Annotated in this window: 21 protein-coding genes; 8 read left to right on the forward strand and 13 right to left on the reverse strand. The window is 62.0% G+C overall.

Annotated elements, in window-relative coordinates:
* Positions 1-13 precede the first annotated feature (13 nt).
* From ACE103_RS28675 to ACE103_RS28685, 3 genes are all read right to left on the reverse strand, one after another.
* A complete protein-coding gene (locus ACE103_RS28675) occupies positions 14-298 on the reverse strand; it encodes a hypothetical protein (protein WP_375775799.1) in 285 nt (94 codons plus the stop codon).
* Positions 299-1072: 774 nt separating this feature from the next.
* Positions 1073-1327, reverse strand: coding sequence for a hypothetical protein (locus tag ACE103_RS28680; RefSeq protein WP_375775800.1), 255 nt, complete (start codon positions 1325-1327; stop codon positions 1073-1075).
* Positions 1328-1486 (reverse strand): hypothetical protein, encoded by a 159-nt coding sequence (locus ACE103_RS28685; protein WP_375775801.1) that lies wholly within the window; start codon positions 1484-1486, stop codon positions 1328-1330.
* 708 nt (positions 1487-2194) lie between these two features.
* On the opposite strand from ACE103_RS28685, the gene ACE103_RS28690 reads away from it, so the two are divergent.
* Entirely contained in the window at positions 2195-2380 is a 186-nt protein-coding gene (locus ACE103_RS28690) for a hypothetical protein (protein WP_173637755.1), read from the forward strand.
* 103 nt (positions 2381-2483) lie between these two features.
* Here ACE103_RS28690 and ACE103_RS28695 read toward each other — a convergent pair whose 3' ends face one another.
* Positions 2484-2783 carry a hypothetical protein gene (locus ACE103_RS28695; RefSeq protein WP_375781199.1) on the reverse strand — a complete coding sequence of 100 codons (300 nt, stop codon included), beginning with the start codon at positions 2781-2783 and terminating at the stop codon, positions 2484-2486.
* 196 nt (positions 2784-2979) lie between these two features.
* Between ACE103_RS28695 and ACE103_RS28700 the strand changes: the two genes are divergently transcribed.
* Positions 2980-3240, forward strand: a complete 261-nt coding sequence (locus ACE103_RS28700; RefSeq protein WP_176530039.1) for a hypothetical protein — start codon at positions 2980-2982, stop codon at positions 3238-3240.
* A gap of 29 nt (positions 3241-3269) precedes the next feature.
* On the opposite strand, the gene ACE103_RS28705 is transcribed toward ACE103_RS28700, so the two are convergent.
* A complete protein-coding gene (locus tag ACE103_RS28705) occupies positions 3270-3623 on the reverse strand; it encodes a phasin (protein ID WP_163158000.1) in 354 nt (117 codons plus the stop codon).
* A gap of 229 nt (positions 3624-3852) precedes the next feature.
* On the opposite strand from ACE103_RS28705, the gene ACE103_RS28710 reads away from it, so the two are divergent.
* Entirely contained in the window at positions 3853-4038 is a 186-nt protein-coding gene (locus ACE103_RS28710; RefSeq protein WP_223969053.1) for a hypothetical protein, read from the forward strand.
* A gap of 13 nt (positions 4039-4051) precedes the next feature.
* On the opposite strand, the gene ACE103_RS28715 is transcribed toward ACE103_RS28710, so the two are convergent.
* The 3 genes from ACE103_RS28715 to ACE103_RS28725 form a co-directional block, all read right to left on the reverse strand.
* Entirely contained in the window at positions 4052-4255 is a 204-nt protein-coding gene (locus tag ACE103_RS28715) for a hypothetical protein (RefSeq protein WP_375775802.1), read from the reverse strand.
* A gap of 142 nt (positions 4256-4397) precedes the next feature.
* Positions 4398-5531 (reverse strand): alpha-hydroxy acid oxidase, encoded by a 1134-nt coding sequence (locus tag ACE103_RS28720; RefSeq protein WP_375775803.1) that lies wholly within the window; start codon positions 5529-5531, stop codon positions 4398-4400.
* A gap of 154 nt (positions 5532-5685) precedes the next feature.
* Positions 5686-6705 (reverse strand): GlxA family transcriptional regulator, encoded by a 1020-nt coding sequence (locus ACE103_RS28725; protein ID WP_375775804.1) that lies wholly within the window; start codon positions 6703-6705, stop codon positions 5686-5688.
* A gap of 63 nt (positions 6706-6768) precedes the next feature.
* Between ACE103_RS28725 and ACE103_RS28730 the strand changes: the two genes are divergently transcribed.
* From ACE103_RS28730 to ACE103_RS28745, 4 genes are all read left to right on the forward strand, one after another.
* Positions 6769-7482 (forward strand): hypothetical protein, encoded by a 714-nt coding sequence (locus ACE103_RS28730; protein WP_375775805.1) that lies wholly within the window; start codon positions 6769-6771, stop codon positions 7480-7482.
* A complete protein-coding gene (locus ACE103_RS28735) occupies positions 7482-8774 on the forward strand; it encodes an MFS transporter (protein ID WP_375775806.1) in 1293 nt (430 codons plus the stop codon). The genes ACE103_RS28730 and ACE103_RS28735 overlap by 1 nt, the downstream gene beginning before the upstream one ends.
* A 94-nt stretch (positions 8775-8868) precedes the next feature.
* Entirely contained in the window at positions 8869-9555 is a 687-nt protein-coding gene (locus ACE103_RS28740) for a YqcI/YcgG family protein (protein WP_375775807.1), read from the forward strand.
* Positions 9552-9872: a cupin domain-containing protein gene (locus ACE103_RS28745; RefSeq protein ID WP_375775808.1), complete on the forward strand. Its 321-nt coding sequence runs from the start codon at positions 9552-9554 to the stop codon at positions 9870-9872. Before ACE103_RS28740 ends, ACE103_RS28745 begins: the two co-directional genes overlap by 4 nt.
* Positions 9873-9895: 23 nt before the next feature.
* Here ACE103_RS28745 and ACE103_RS28750 read toward each other — a convergent pair whose 3' ends face one another.
* Complete coding sequence (locus ACE103_RS28750; RefSeq protein ID WP_375775809.1) at positions 9896-10078, reverse strand: hypothetical protein; 183 nt, start codon at positions 10076-10078, stop codon at positions 9896-9898.
* Between the two features lie 25 nt (positions 10079-10103).
* Between ACE103_RS28750 and ACE103_RS28755 the strand changes: the two genes are divergently transcribed.
* Complete coding sequence (locus ACE103_RS28755; RefSeq protein WP_375775810.1) at positions 10104-10289, forward strand: hypothetical protein; 186 nt, start codon at positions 10104-10106, stop codon at positions 10287-10289.
* A gap of 150 nt (positions 10290-10439) precedes the next feature.
* Here ACE103_RS28755 and ACE103_RS28760 read toward each other — a convergent pair whose 3' ends face one another.
* The 4 genes from ACE103_RS28760 to ACE103_RS28775 form a co-directional block, all read right to left on the reverse strand.
* Positions 10440-11702: a CaiB/BaiF CoA transferase family protein gene (locus ACE103_RS28760; RefSeq protein ID WP_375781200.1), complete on the reverse strand. Its 1263-nt coding sequence runs from the start codon at positions 11700-11702 to the stop codon at positions 10440-10442.
* A gap of 307 nt (positions 11703-12009) precedes the next feature.
* Positions 12010-12432, reverse strand: a complete 423-nt coding sequence (locus ACE103_RS28765) for a GFA family protein (RefSeq protein ID WP_097674695.1) — start codon at positions 12430-12432, stop codon at positions 12010-12012.
* A gap of 362 nt (positions 12433-12794) precedes the next feature.
* A complete protein-coding gene (locus ACE103_RS28770; RefSeq protein ID WP_375775811.1) occupies positions 12795-13370 on the reverse strand; it encodes a DUF6456 domain-containing protein in 576 nt (191 codons plus the stop codon).
* Positions 13371-13465: 95 nt separating this feature from the next.
* Positions 13466-13876 (reverse strand): GcrA family cell cycle regulator, encoded by a 411-nt coding sequence (locus tag ACE103_RS28775; protein WP_375775812.1) that lies wholly within the window; start codon positions 13874-13876, stop codon positions 13466-13468.
* Positions 13877-14080: the final 204 nt, after the last annotated feature.

Here is a 14080-nt window from a genome sequence, read left to right on the forward strand (position 1 = left end):
CTCGCTCGAACGGTCATTGACGAGGGCGCGCCCCGAGCAAGTCGGCAAGCCAGTCGGTCAGATTGCTGTTCGCGCTTGAGGCGTCCGGAAGACCAAACATCGACGGCGGCGAATATCGCATCGGCTGAATCGCCTGAATGGCGTTGTGGAATTTCACTCCCGCCGGACCAAAGTCAATAAGCAGAGGATTTCGGATTTTCTTCCGAATATCCGGTCCTACCGTTATCGCGTTTGGGGCGACGTTGTACCGGTTAAGGATATAGTCCGAAGCACCGCGCTCGGGGTTGAGTGGGTTCATTGCCACACCCGCCGCGTACGCGTCTGCGAGAGATTTATATGCGTAGAAGGATGAACCGACAGCTCTCGCCTCATTCCAATAGCTGGCAGTTCGGTCGAGTAGCTCTTGGGCCAAACTTCCGGCAATCGCTTCGGCGGGCACTCCGTACTTTGCCGCTGCAGTATTGATCTGAGGCTATTTACGAAAGTGCCCAGAACAGACCGGCAAGGTGCGCCCAATCTACAATGACGCATATCAGCACTACTGTGCTCCACAAACCTACACGAGTGATCCGTGTTATCCGGGCCAGTATTCCGATCAAGGCAACAGTGAATGGTGGAAAGATAAACGCCAGGAGATGCGGAGTAACGAAGACTATTACCGCGATCTCTGCGGCCAGTCTCGCAAGAGAGAAAGCGATTCCCAAGGACAGAAACACTCTATAGGTCGCAGGACGAAGGTGAAGAAAATACGTTGGAAGCACGCATCCAATTGCTGCGAGAGTAGAGACGTGCTTGATCGCCGGCAACGCGTCGAAAATCTGATCAGCATCCATGGTATGCTCTGCGGAAATGATCTATGTAAGCCGTAGTCCCTTTACTGCTCATTGTTGAACCATATCGACAAAGAGCAACGAGCGGGGCCATCGGCTCAGCATTTGTTGCGCATGGATCAGGATTTTTTGTGCAGTATGGCCTGTGCTTGCACGTGGTCGAGAAGACCGAGAAACTCTCTCTGTATGCGATCAACATAAGCCTCTTTGCGGCGCGGGTTATCGGGCCGCGGCCGCTGCTCTCAGGTATCTTCGCCCTCAACCTCCTCAGGCTCGACGATGATCCGCTCGATGCGGTGCACAAGTTCGAACGCTCCGTCGCCGTTCTCGATCGCCTGCGGCGCTTTGCCCCAGCCGCGATCGAGGATGGCATTGGCTGCGGAGACGCGGGCAGCCGGCGTTGCGCTGGTCGATCGCATCACCCCGACCAGCGCGTTGAGCGCGCTTCTCGTATGGCTCCGCGCAAGCGAGCGAATCTGCGTAATCGTCCTCGCCACTCACTTCTCCTCCCAATCGGACGGGAGATATTCGCTCGGAGCCGTATCGACATCATGCGTATCAGGAGGCACCACCGAGCGAAATGCGATCGTGGGAAAATCCGTTCGCTCGCCTTCGTGACGCGGACGGGGGATGAACTGTATGATCTCTGCGCTCATGCGAACTCCGACAATGCAATGGCGATCAGGCCCGCGAGCGCGAGCGATATCAGATAGGCGGTCATGCAACCTCGTTGATCGGCCGTCCGCGCGTGATGCGGCCATCGAATGAATGTGCGGCAGATCGCGCAGCGGGCGGCGATCTTTGGGGCGCGAACCTTATCCCTGACGAGTGGGGGCCGCTGGCGGCGCCGGCTTGCGCCGCGCCGCAGGACCGGCGCGTTCGCGCGCACCGGCCAATCTCGTGCTCGTTTCAATGGGTTCGGACGGCGGCTCGCTTGCGACGCTCAGGCGACGGGCTGGGAGGATGTGGCGTCGTGACGTTGCGGCCGCCGTCCGATTGGCGAAACGGCAAACAAAAAGCCCGCCGCGGATTGCTCCGCGCGGGCTCAACAATTTCTGATTTTCGGATTATGCCCCTGAGTTGCCCGACGTGTCAAACGTTTTTGCGAACTGAATGCGATCGGTAAAATGTGAAGCGTCGGCTTCGACGGCGGGAAACCGCTTTGACCGAAACTCTGCGCATGATCCGGAATCGCAACACGAGCCGGCGCCGATCGCCTTATGCTGGTTGCGATGATGTCAGTGTGCCGCTGAGTTGCCCGACGCGTCAAGCGGACAAGCGGCTCACAACATTTGGATCGACATCAGGACAGTTTTGGCTCGGGTCGACCCGCGCCGCAGTTTGATTGCAAGGAGGAAGCGCCGATGTATTTCGTTGCTGCCGTGCTCGCGGTCCTGTCCGGCCTGTTCTATGCAGCGGGCCATCATGAGATCGGTTCGATCGGTGCCACCATGTGCCAGTATGGCGGTATCTTCTGCGACAGTCCGGTGCTGGTTCTCGTCGGTGCCGGGTTCGCCGCGGCGTGGGGCATGCTCGTCAGCGTGCGCTGATCGGCCCGCAGTGTTCCGACTATAGTTTTGCGCCGCTGATTTGCCCGACGAGTCAATTCCTGCGCTTTGCGTCGGATGCAATCTCAAGAATGCCCCGCATCTGTTACTGCGTGCTCGGATTTGCCGGTTGAGCGGGCTTTGGGCCGGGTGGATCAGGCTCAATCGGTGTCTTGGGCTCGGTCGGCATCACCTTTGCGCCGGCCGCGTGTGCCGCCTCGCCCGTCGTTGAGTAGTTGGCGGAAGCGGCCGGCTGCACCTTCGGCTTGCTCCACGGACCGTGGTCGACCATCAGCATGCCCAGCACGCCAAGGATCGCTACCAGCGCCGCGATCAACAGCGGCGTTCCGCCGTGCCGATTGCGATGCTTGACCGAACGGCCATCCGATATGCCATGCGCCTGCATTGTCATCATCGTCTCCTCCACGGAAACAAGCCGCGACCGGCGCGTAAGTTTCCGGTTCCCCGATGTGAAAGCGAGGCATGTTGGTGGAACCAATCCGCAGCTGCCGAATTTCCCCGATACGTGGCCGTCGCCGCGCGCACGCGCCGGTAACCAGGGTAACAACCACCTCACCCTTAGCGAAACCGCGGGACGACGCATGAGCTCCGAAACACCCGAGTCTCCGCTTCAGCCCACACTCGGTGAGCGGGCGATCGACACCGCGACGGACGTTTCGCGGACCATCACGGAGGTGTCGGACGGACTTCGAGCGGCGGCCGATCGCCTCAGCGACGCGATCGCAACCTCACGCCGGCCGGGCGGCGTCCTCGCCACCGTAAGCGCGGTCACGCGCGAAGCGCCACTGGCAAGCCTGTTCGTCGCGTTCCTGCTCGGCGTTGCTGCAGCGCGCCGGCGCTAGACGTCGACGCGCCGTGAAGGCCGCCTGCCCTAGAACTTGCCCTTCGCGGCGTCCTTGGTGGCGGACATCACGCTTCCGCTGATCTGGCGCATATGTTCGCCGGCATTGGTGAACTGGCTCCGCAGAAATTCCGACTGGATCCGCATCGCCTCCTGCAGATCGGTTGCGTGCACGAGCTTGCGCGCGTGCTCGAACGCCGCCTTCATGTTCTGCTCGGTGAACGACAGCGCCTGTTTGGAAATCTCGGTCCCGGTGCCCGGCATCGCCGTCATCGACTTGCTCGCGGCATCAAAGAACAGGCTGAACGCCTGCTCGGCCTGGTCGATGGTCTTTTCCGCCAGATCGCGCAACTCGGCGGGAACTTCAAGCTTCGGCTCAATCATGATCGCGCCCCCTGAAAAAAGCGTCTGCCGAGGTTAGCATAGATTGTGACGGCGTCAGCGCCGTATCGCCAAAACCATGAGGCCCACTCGCTCCTGCACCCAAGGAAAATTTACCTAACAGCGACCGGACTGCACGCAGGCCGATTCCAATCATGTCAGCACTGTGGCATAGTGATTCGGCCTCGTCGTTGGTCGCGTTCGCGTCTCTTGTGGGGAATAAGGGGATCCGATGCTGCGCGCCATTCGTCCAACGCCGACCTGCACCCGCTTCAAGACCAGCATAGAGATGCCGTGCATGAAGTGCGGCACGCAGATGCGGCTTGCCTTGATCGAGCCACGCGACCAGGTCTACGACGTGCTGACCTATCAGTGTGCGCCCTGCAATTCCGGCGAAAGCTTCCTGAACGCGCGCTAGGCTACCGGCCCGTTCAGTCGTTCAGCACCGCGACGCCCGCCTCCGTCAGCTCGGGTGCGCCGTCATATAGCTCGACCAGACCGAGCTCCGTGAGAGCGCGCAGATCCTCGTCACTGACCGGTGACAGTTTGAGCCTGCCCGCCTGGATATCGCGGAGGGTCCAGCGCAGGGCGATCGCGCGCTCAAGTGAAAATTCAGCGAATGGATTGTTTGCCATTCGCCTCGACTAGTGCGGCATTTGGATCAGACTTTGTCTTTGCCGCGGCGGCTTCATGAACACCACAGATTGACGGCGAGCCGGCGCGATCGAGGTATCCCCGATCGCGTGATCGCTCCCTAGTCTCTCGCGGCGGCGCGGCTCAGTAGCGGTACGGGTCGATATCGAGCAGCGGGAATGCGCTGAACACGCTCGGCGGATTGGTCGGCGTCGCCGGATGCAGATAGGACTTGTCCAGTTCGGCAAAGCTCGTGACGCCGAGCAGACCGAGGCAGCGGATCACCTCGTCCTCCAGCAATTCAAGCATCCGGACGATGCCTGCCTCGCCGGCCGCGGCGAGTGCCCAGCATTGCAGACGGCCGATTCCGACGAGATCGGCCCCCGAGACGATGGCCTTCACGATATCGGTGCCACGGCAGATCGAGCCATCGACCATGATCTTGGCGCGGCCGGCGACGGCCTGAACGATCTCGGGAAGAACATGCATGGACCCGCGGCCGTGGTCGAGCTGCCGTCCGCCGTGATTTGAGACGTAGATCCAGTCGACGCCGTGATCGAGGGCGATCCTGGCGTCTTCGGCGGTGGCGATCCCCTTCAGGATGAGCGGGATCTTGAACTTGTCCTTGATCAACTTCACCGTCCGCCATTCCAGCCCCTTCTGGAAATCGCCGCCAGTGGCGCGGATGCGGCTTTCACGGACGTAGCGCTTGGCGATGTCGCGCTCACGCCGGCTGTAATGGGCGGTGTCCACGGTGAGGCAGAACGCGGCGTAACCGTTGTCGATGCTGCGGCTGACCGTATCCTCGACGAACGCATCGTCGCCGCGCACATAGAGCTGGAAGATGCGCAAGGCGTCAGGCGCCGCCTTGGCGGTATTCTCCAGCCCTGGCTCCGACACCGAGCTCAGCATATGCGCCGCGCCGAACGTCCCCGCTCCGCGCGCGACGGCTGCGCCTGCATCCGGATCGAAGATCTCGAGCGCGCCGACCGGGGCGATCATCACCGGAAGCCGGAGCTTGCGGCCGAAGACCTCGGTGGATGGATCCATATTGATGACGTTGCGCAGCACCCGCGGCCGGAACGCGATCTCATCGAGCGCCATTCTGTTGCGGCGCATCGTGGTCTCGGTTTCCGAGGCGCCGACGATGTAGTCCCAGGCGTTCTGGTTCAGCGTGGCGCGGGCCTTTTGCGCGAATTCGTGCAGGTTCTGGAATTCCTCGCCGCTGGCACCGAGTTCGACATTGCGCGCCTGCTGAATGGGGGTCCCGTCATTCATGGTCGTTTCTTCTCCCGATTTGGCCGGCACATTAGCCGCAGACAAACCGGAAAAGCTACTACCTTGACCTACGAAACCAGCGAGCGAAGGCCAGCTATTCGCTTGTGAGATAGATCGGGTTTCGACCCCGCCGAACTGAGCTGTCCGACACGCGCTAACTGCCCGAAAACCGGTTTCGGTACTCGGTCGGCGACACGCCGAGGTGGCGGAGGAAGGCCCGCCGCATTCGTTCGTCGTCGCCAAATCCCGCGCGCTTGGCGACCTCGACCACGCCGCCGACCTGGCGGCTTTCGAGCAGCAAGCGCGCAGTCTCAACGCGCAGTGCCTCGACACCGCTAGCGGGTGTCATGCCGGTGCGGCTGACATAGGTCCGGGCAAAGGTGCGCGGCGTCATCCCGGCCTTTTCCGCGAGGGTCTCGACCTTGAGGTCGCTCGTGATGTTCTCGATGATCCAGGCGTGCAGCGCGCTGAAACGTCCCTCGACGTCCGAGGCCTGGGCCGCAAGGACGGTCGAGAACTGGCTCTGACCGCCCGGTCGCTTCAGAAACACCACAAGTCTGCGCGCGACATCGAGCGCGATGGTGTGGCCAAAATCCTCCTCGATCATCGCGAGCGCCAGATCGATGCCGGCGCTGACACCCGCCGACGACCAGACATGTCCGTCCTTGACGAAAATCGCGTTGGGCTCGACGCGGATGTTGGGAAAGCCGTCCTGCAAACGCGGACAATAGCGCCAGTGCGTTGCAGCACGCTTGCCATCCAGAATCCCGGTCCAAGCCAGAGCAAATGCTCCGAGGCAAACTGATGCGATACGGCGCGCCTTCGGCAGCCCCTCTGCAATCCAGTTCATCAACTCGGCGTCGTTGCGGATCTTCCAGATGCCGGGCCCGCCGGGGATCACCAGCGTATCGACCTCTGTGGGCGCAACACTGGCGATCGGCGCCGTGTCGATCATCATGCCGACATCGGTCGGCACCAGGCCGCCTGAAGTCGACAGGTACGACAATGAGTAGTCCGGCCCGGGCAGTTCGATCGCCTCCAGCTCCGCGAACACCTGAGCCGGCCCCGAGATGTCGAGCAAGGTCACGCCCGGAAAGGCAACGATCGCGATCCGCCGCGTTGCTTTCTTGTCGCGCGGCTCAGGCCGGGGCGGCTTGGCAGTTTTCGAGGGCATATTGTCCTTTAAGCCATTCGAGGCTGCCCTGTATAGCTTGCAATGGAATTCTGGAGTTCTGCCATGTCGCGAAATCTAGGCAGCGGATACGAGGCGATCAAATCGCCTTGGGCGGATTACGCGATCTACAGTCTACCCGATGCCTCCCGGATCGAAGCCTGCGACCGTCAGCCGCTGATGGACGCCATGAACGGCATCATTGCCGTCAACTGGCAGGCCGCCGAGCCGCACTGGACGGCAACCTCCTCGCCCTTCGACCAGAAGTACAGCCTGATCCTCGTCTATGACGGCTCCGGCCTCGTGGCCTTCTCGGTCTATCGCATCCTGCAGATGTCCGCCGGACTTGGAATCTATCGAAGCGGCACAGAAGTGCTTCCCGCGCATCAAGGCCGCGGCCTCTACGGCTTCTTTACTGCGGAAGTTCTGAAATGCTCGGGCGCCGCCGAGAGGGCCGACCGCAACGTGCTCTACGGCTGGCGGACCCGCAATCCGATCGTCTGGGCAGCGAACGCTAAAATTTGCGAGAAAGTTTCTCCATCATTGCTCGACGATGCGCAGGACCCGGCGTTGCAGGCGGCCTGTGTCGAGATGTGCACCTCGCTCTATCCGGGCAAGCCGCTCGAACTGCCCGACATGATCATGCGGGGCGCCTACGGCCATATTAAGCACCATCGGCAGGCCTATCGTGGCACCGCTTCGCTGGTCGATGCCGCGATATCGCGCAAGATTCCGAATTCAGCGGATGCACTTTTCTCGGTGGGTTACGCGAGGGTGTGATGTCGATGCTCGGACAACAAGCCGTTTACGCTCCGACGTCGCGCTTCACCGACCGCGCCTATCTCGCCTGGACGGCAGTCGCCATCGCCTACGCCATTGCCTTCCTGCAGCGCGTATCACCGCAATCGGTCAGCCTCAGTTTCATGCACGATTTCAACACCGATGCGGCCGGTGTTGCGATGCTCGCCTCGAGCTACTTCTGGGGCTACACCTTGATGCAGATTCCGGCCGGCCTTCTGGTCGATCGTTACGGCGTCAAGCGCGTCGTCCTCGTCAGCATGATCGCCTCGTCGCTCGGTAGCGCAGCGTTCGCGCTGGCGCCGAACCTGCTCGACGTTTTTGCTGCCCGCCTGATTGTCGCCTGCGGCGATGCGCTGGTCTTCACGGCACTCCTGAAGCTCGTGGCACAAAGCTTCGCTGACGAGCGGTTCGGCATGATGTCTGGCATCTCGCAGGTCTCCGGCTATGTCGGCGGCGTGATTGCGACCACGCCGCTCGCGGCCGCCGTCTCGGGGTTTGGCTGGCGGGCCTGCTTCCTGTTCATCGCCTGCATCGGTCTTGCTAACCTCGCCTTCGCCAAGCTCGCGCTCAAGCCCGATCCGGCGTCGCACAGCAACAAGACGTTGAAGGGCGTCGCGATCGCTGCGCGCCAATCACTGGCCCATATTGCGAACTGGGGTTGCGCAATGACGTTCGCGTCGCACTTCGCGGTCGTGACGACGCTGTCGGGCGTCTGGGGCATTCCGATGGTCGCCCACTTCTTCCATATCTCCCCGACGGCTGCCGGCACGCCGCTGCTCGCCTTCATGATCGGAAATGCGCTCGGCTCGATCTTCCTCGGTCATGCCGCCGATCGTGCCGCAGCGGCGCTCGACCGCGCATTGATCGGCATTTGCGTATTGCGCATGCTGCTGATCGCGATGCTGCTGCCGCCGATCGCCCGGACATTTGGTCTCGCCTACGTCACTGTCGTGTTCACGGCCTTGGGGCTCGTCGCCGGCGGCACCGTTCCGCTGGTGCTGAAGTGCGTGAAGAAGCTCTACACTTCCGACCTGATCGGTGTCGGCGCTTCCGTGAATACCACTGCTGCCGGAATCTTCGCCGGCGTCGCGCAGCCGATCATCGGCTTTGCGATGCTTGCCGCCAGCAACGCCTCCGGAACCGACGCCGTGCACAACGCGGGCGCGATCGGTGACGGCGGCTACAGCGCCTTGATCGTCATTCTGCTTCTCATGTCGCTGCCGGGCATTGCCGGGCCGCTATTGATGAGAAGCAAGTTGATAGCTCGTTAGTGTCGTTATGAGTGTAGGGGGTGTTATGGAGCGCTTGTTCTTGAGAAAAGGCGAAGTCGCGTCAAACTATCCGGTCAGCAGCTGGCAAAGCGTGATGTTTTCCGAGTTTGAAGCGCAGATGAGCAGCGAGGCAAGGCCATTCCCTTGCGTGTTCGGGGTGACCGGACATCGCCAGGATCAGCTCCGCTATCTGTTCCTCGATCCGTATGACGTCGCGGTGCTCGGCGAGCAGCTCGCACAATATGTTTCGGAGGCGCGCTCGTTCGGTCCCAACACCTCGTTGATCGTGTTCACACGGCCCCGTCCCGTGCAAACGCTCGATGCCTACTATCGCAAGATGTGGCTGACGCTCGACCAGCTCGCCCGCCTGGACAAGAACCCGTGGCCATCAGAGATTCCGGAGCAGATCGACCATCCCATGTGGGAGTTCTCGTTTGCGGGCGAGCCGATCTTCGTCGTGTGCACGACGCCGGCCCATGTGATGCGCCAGAGCCGCCGATCCAGCGCCTTCATGCTCACGTTCCAGCCGCGCTGGGTGTTCGACAAGATCCTTGGGACGGAAAAGGCCGCGACCGCTGCGTTCGCCGAGGTACGCAAGCGCCTGATCCCGTACGACAGCGCGAGCCCCTCTCCGCTGCTTGGACGCTACGGCGCGACTGATGGCCGCGAATATCTGCAGTACTTCCTGCACGACGACAACAATGCGAGTGGAGGCTGCCCTTTTGCCAAGCTCGCGCAGAACAAGACGCCACAGATCGCGAACAAGGAACAGGCAGCATGACCCAGATCATCGCGGGCACGAAGACCGAATTTGCCATCGATCCGGAGATCCTGAGCCTGCTCCCGGCCCAGGGCTCCGTCGAGCTGCAGCATGATGCGGCCGGCAAGGTGCATCACTTCCATACCCATCCGGTCGATGAAATCCTGATGATCATCAGCGGCCGGTTGAACTTCATCTGGGACGGCGGTGAGCGGGTGGTCGGCGCCGGCGACACCATCCTGCTGCCTGCGGGCACCCGCCATCAATCCGAAGCGCTTGAGGGTGGTGCAATCTACGTGATCGCGACCCAGCCGCCCGCCAGGCCAATGAACAACTGACATCCAGGAGAAACGCGAACACCTCAGGACAGTGAGGGACCGCGCGGCGGCTCAACCGCCAAACGTTCGACCAGCTCGATGACCTCGGAACGCTGGTCGGGCGCAAGTCGAAGGAAGGCCTTCAACAGTCGCAGGCTTTCCAGTGTTTCGCTCGATGGAGCTCCGAGCTTGTTCTGCAGCTCTGCAACGTATGTGGGATTTTTCATCTCGCACCTTAAGTGAGGATTACGAATGGCATACCCAGGTAAACGTGAAGGCTTGGCCCAGAAGGTCGACACCGCAGCGCAAGAGGCCGAACGCCTCGGCCTGACCACAGCAACCCTCATACTCCGGATGGCCCGTCTCGAGATCGACCGGGCGGAAACCGAGGAAGTTGAAAGTATGCCAAGGAACAACTTGCGCAGCAAGCCGAACTGAGGTCCTGAACGGGCCAGTTCCGGGTCGAAGGCCGCTGGCACGCGGTCCGGGCCCGTGACGTCTGAACGACATCTTGCGAGGCGAGAGGCTTCCCTCTCGCCTCAGGTCACGTGGTTAGCGCGTACCTGATCTTTGGTTCAGGCCGAACGGCTAGCCGGTGTTGCCTGGCTTGCCGAACGCGCCTGCCTCGGCCAGCGCGGCGATGCGCCGATCGTCGTAGCCAAGCGTCTCGCTCAACACATCCCGAGTGTGCTGACCGAGCAGTGGAGCCGCAACGGGATCGACCGTCGGCGTCAGGTTCATATGGACCGGCGACTCGATGTTCGGAACCGAGCCGGCGGTCGGATGCGCGATCTTGCTCAGGCGATGACGATCGCGCACCTCGGGTGCGTTGAACCCTTCCTCGACCGTACGCAGATAGCCAACCGGAATATTGGCCTTCTTCATCTTTGCCATCCAGTGCTCGAGCGTGTCGCTTGCAAACACGCTGGCGATGATGGCGCGCAGCTTCTCCTTGTTGGCGGTCCGCGCCTTGCGGTGAGCAAACTCGGGGTCGGTGACGAGATCCGGGCGCTCGAGCACGTCGGTCACGAGCCGGCGATAGAGCCGGTCGTTGGCGCAGGCCATATAGAGCGGCCCGTCGGACGCCCGGTAGACGCCGACGGTCGGCGAACCGTTCGGTGAGTTGCCGAAACGGCCGGGGTTGTTGCCGTTGATGAGATAGGCCATGCCGTAGAAGCCGGTCATCGACACCGCGGTGTCGATCAACGCGACCTCGACCTGCTGCCCGCGACCGAGCCGATCGCGTGCAATCAAAGCCAGCAGGATGGCATTGCAGGCCGACATGCCGGTTGCCATGTCCACGATTGGTGGCCCGGTGCGCACCGGTTCACCATCCGGAAAGCCGTTGAGCGACATGAAGCCGCTTTCGGCCTGCGTAATCGGGTCGAAGCCCGGGCGCAGCGCGAAATCGCCCTTGCGGCCATAGGCGGAGATCGAGCAATAGATCAGCCGCGGATTGGTCGGCGCCACCGACGCATAGTCGAGGCCAAATTTCTTCATCACGCCGCCGGAGAAATTCTCCACCACGACGTCTGCCTTGGCAATCAACGCGCGCGCGACTTCAAGCGCGGCCGGATTGTTGAAATCGAGCGCAATGCCGCGCTTGTTGCGGTTGAGGCTCAGATACGCTGCGCTCTCCCCGCCAATTTCAGCGTGCTCATAGGCGCGCGTGTCGTCCCCACCGTCCGGATTCTCGATCTTGATGACCTCGGCCCCGAAGTCGGCCAGCGTTTGCGTGCAGGCCGGGCCGGCGACGACGCGGGTGAAGTCGACCACCAGCAGGCCATCGAGCGCCGTCGGAACTCCCTCCCCGCGCGGCGCGCGCCCTGGCAAATCTGGCTTGGTCATGATCTGACGCTTCCTCTGTTATTTTGTCAGGCGAAATACGACGGCCCTTCTCAGAACCGGCACTGCCCGCCTTTTAGCGGAAGGGCGTCACCAAAACCAAACCCGGATTTTGCAGGGCGGGACCTTCGCCTGACATGGCTGTCACCGCCAAGGGCGGGGCCCGCAGTGCGGGCATCACCGACACGGTCAAACGATTCGAATATCGAGCAAGCCCACCGGGATACCGGATCTGTCAACGCATCCGGCCAGCGGAAGAATGGACATTGGCGGGTAGCGACGCGCCGTCGCCACCCGCTCAAAAGCCGTCGCGCTATTCGGCGATCATTTCGCCGGAGCCGCCGAACTCGGCCGGAAAGTCCTTCAGCTTCGGCAGGCCATCGCGTATCGGCAGCACAGCCTCGGAATAGTTGACGTGAACGCCGGGGCTGAACTTCAGAGTCGGGATCGTTGCCGTGAACACGTCGACCAGACCAAGCGTCGGGTGGTTCGTCATCAGGTGACCACCGCACTTGGTGCAGTACTTGCGCTGGCTCATCGCGGTCTTCTCGAACGTCCCGAGATGATCGGCGCCCTTGGTGACTTCGACCGCCTCGGGCTTCCAGAGACTGAACGCATTCACCGGGCCGCCGGACCAAGAGCGGCATGAACGGCAGTGGCAGTAGCCCATCGCCTCAGGCTCCCCAGTGACCTTGAGCTCGACGGCGCCGCAAAAGCAGTTTCCAGTGTGATTCATCGCTCGGTTCTCCCTTTGGTGAATTGATCGGAGGGTGAATAAATCGGACTCCGCGCCGGCATCGACCCACGTTACTCGTGATGTTCGCGATGCAGGATAAGATCAAGGCGGGTGTCACCGCCGCGAACTCCCTTGTGGACGTACCAGACCATTCCTCGCACAAGAAGCAATCACACTGCGCTCCAATGCGGGCAGGTCGTCGACGCGAGCGAAGTTACATGAGAGTCCGCGCTGCTGTCGACCGTCTTCGACGCAGATCAGGATGAGCTCAGTGTGAGGGCAAGCACAGTGCCGCAATGTGATGAATCGCTTCCGCGCCGGATGCCTGCGCGGCAACCGGCACAATAGCACATCACCTCAAGTCAGCATTGACGGTCCTTCACCGGAACCTTGTTCGGCGTGGCAAGTCCGTACATCAGCGCCAGCCGATCGAGGCATTCCTTGAGGCGCCGCGCGAAGTAGTCCTGCCAGCGCTGCGTACGCAATCCGCGCCGCTGCCCCACCTGCTCCATCGTCATGCCGAGGATCAGGACGTCGTGCACCAGCCCCGAACCGTCGGCACCAAGCTCATGCTCGGCGCGATTCAGGCGCAAGGTCGCCTGGCGCTGCCCCTCCGTGATCGGCTCAAGTTGCTGACCGCCGTCAACGTATTCACGCGTCGTATCCACCGCGCGCGGGCCGCGCTCGGCCTTCTCCCAATCGTTCTGGAAGGCCCGACCGCTTCGGTACTGTGTGTTGTCGATCTGCCGGTGTGCATGCAACCGGCCGAGCGGGTCGTTGCGTATCGAGCGAAAGGCAACGATCTTCTCGCCCAGCTCGAGCGCGAGGGGATCGTCGATCTCGACGGTCGCCACCTCGGCGTTGAAGGGCAGATCCTGGGAGCGCCGATCATGTATTCCAGCGGGATCGTACGGCTTCCGGCGTTTTGCGCGCGGCATGGAGACCTCCGAAAGTGTGCCATGAATGCGCGCGGCGTCCTCCGCGCGATCGCGGTTGTGTGGATCGACATCGATCGGTCGGCAGATGAGGGACCTCAGATGGTCCCGATGGCCTGAAGCCGAGCGTCGTTCAGTACCGGCCTCGCCGACGCCTCGGGATCGCGGCTCAGGTGAAAATGCGGAGTGCAATAGCTCGAGCCCGGCCGGCGCGGGTGACCACAGAAGGTCATGGTTTCGCCGTCGGCATCCCCGCCATAGGGATACCGGCAGTCTCCGCGCTTGAGGTCGAACAGTGAAAGGTGCCGTGGCGCGACCGCCGCGCAACGAAGTTGAGGCATCTCCACCGTTTCGGTGAAGCCTTTCGGCCAACGAAGCAGATCGAACTTCAGCTCGGCCCGCCCTTCACGCAGGCGCCCGACCCTCGGTGGCTCCGGCAAGGCCGGCTTGGCTGGATCGAGCTGCCCCGGCAGGGACGGCTCGGGCCGATCGAGGCCCGCCAGTCCCATGCGTTGCGCCCGGCTGAGGCCGCGTTGCGTGTATAGGCCGTGCTGAAGGTTGCGTTGATCGTGTCAGCGATTTCCGAATAGGACAAGCCGCGGGCGCGCAGGTCCTGCAAGGCAGCCGAATGCTCCGGCAGCCAGTTCATCATATCCATTCCAAATTCCCATTTTTTTCATTCCGCCGGCGCCTCGCACACCTTCCGATATTCC

Origin of the sequence: Bradyrhizobium sp. ma5 (genome assembly GCF_042258955.1) — a bacterium.
In the GTDB taxonomy this organism is placed as follows: Bacteria; Pseudomonadota; Alphaproteobacteria; order Rhizobiales; family Xanthobacteraceae; genus Bradyrhizobium.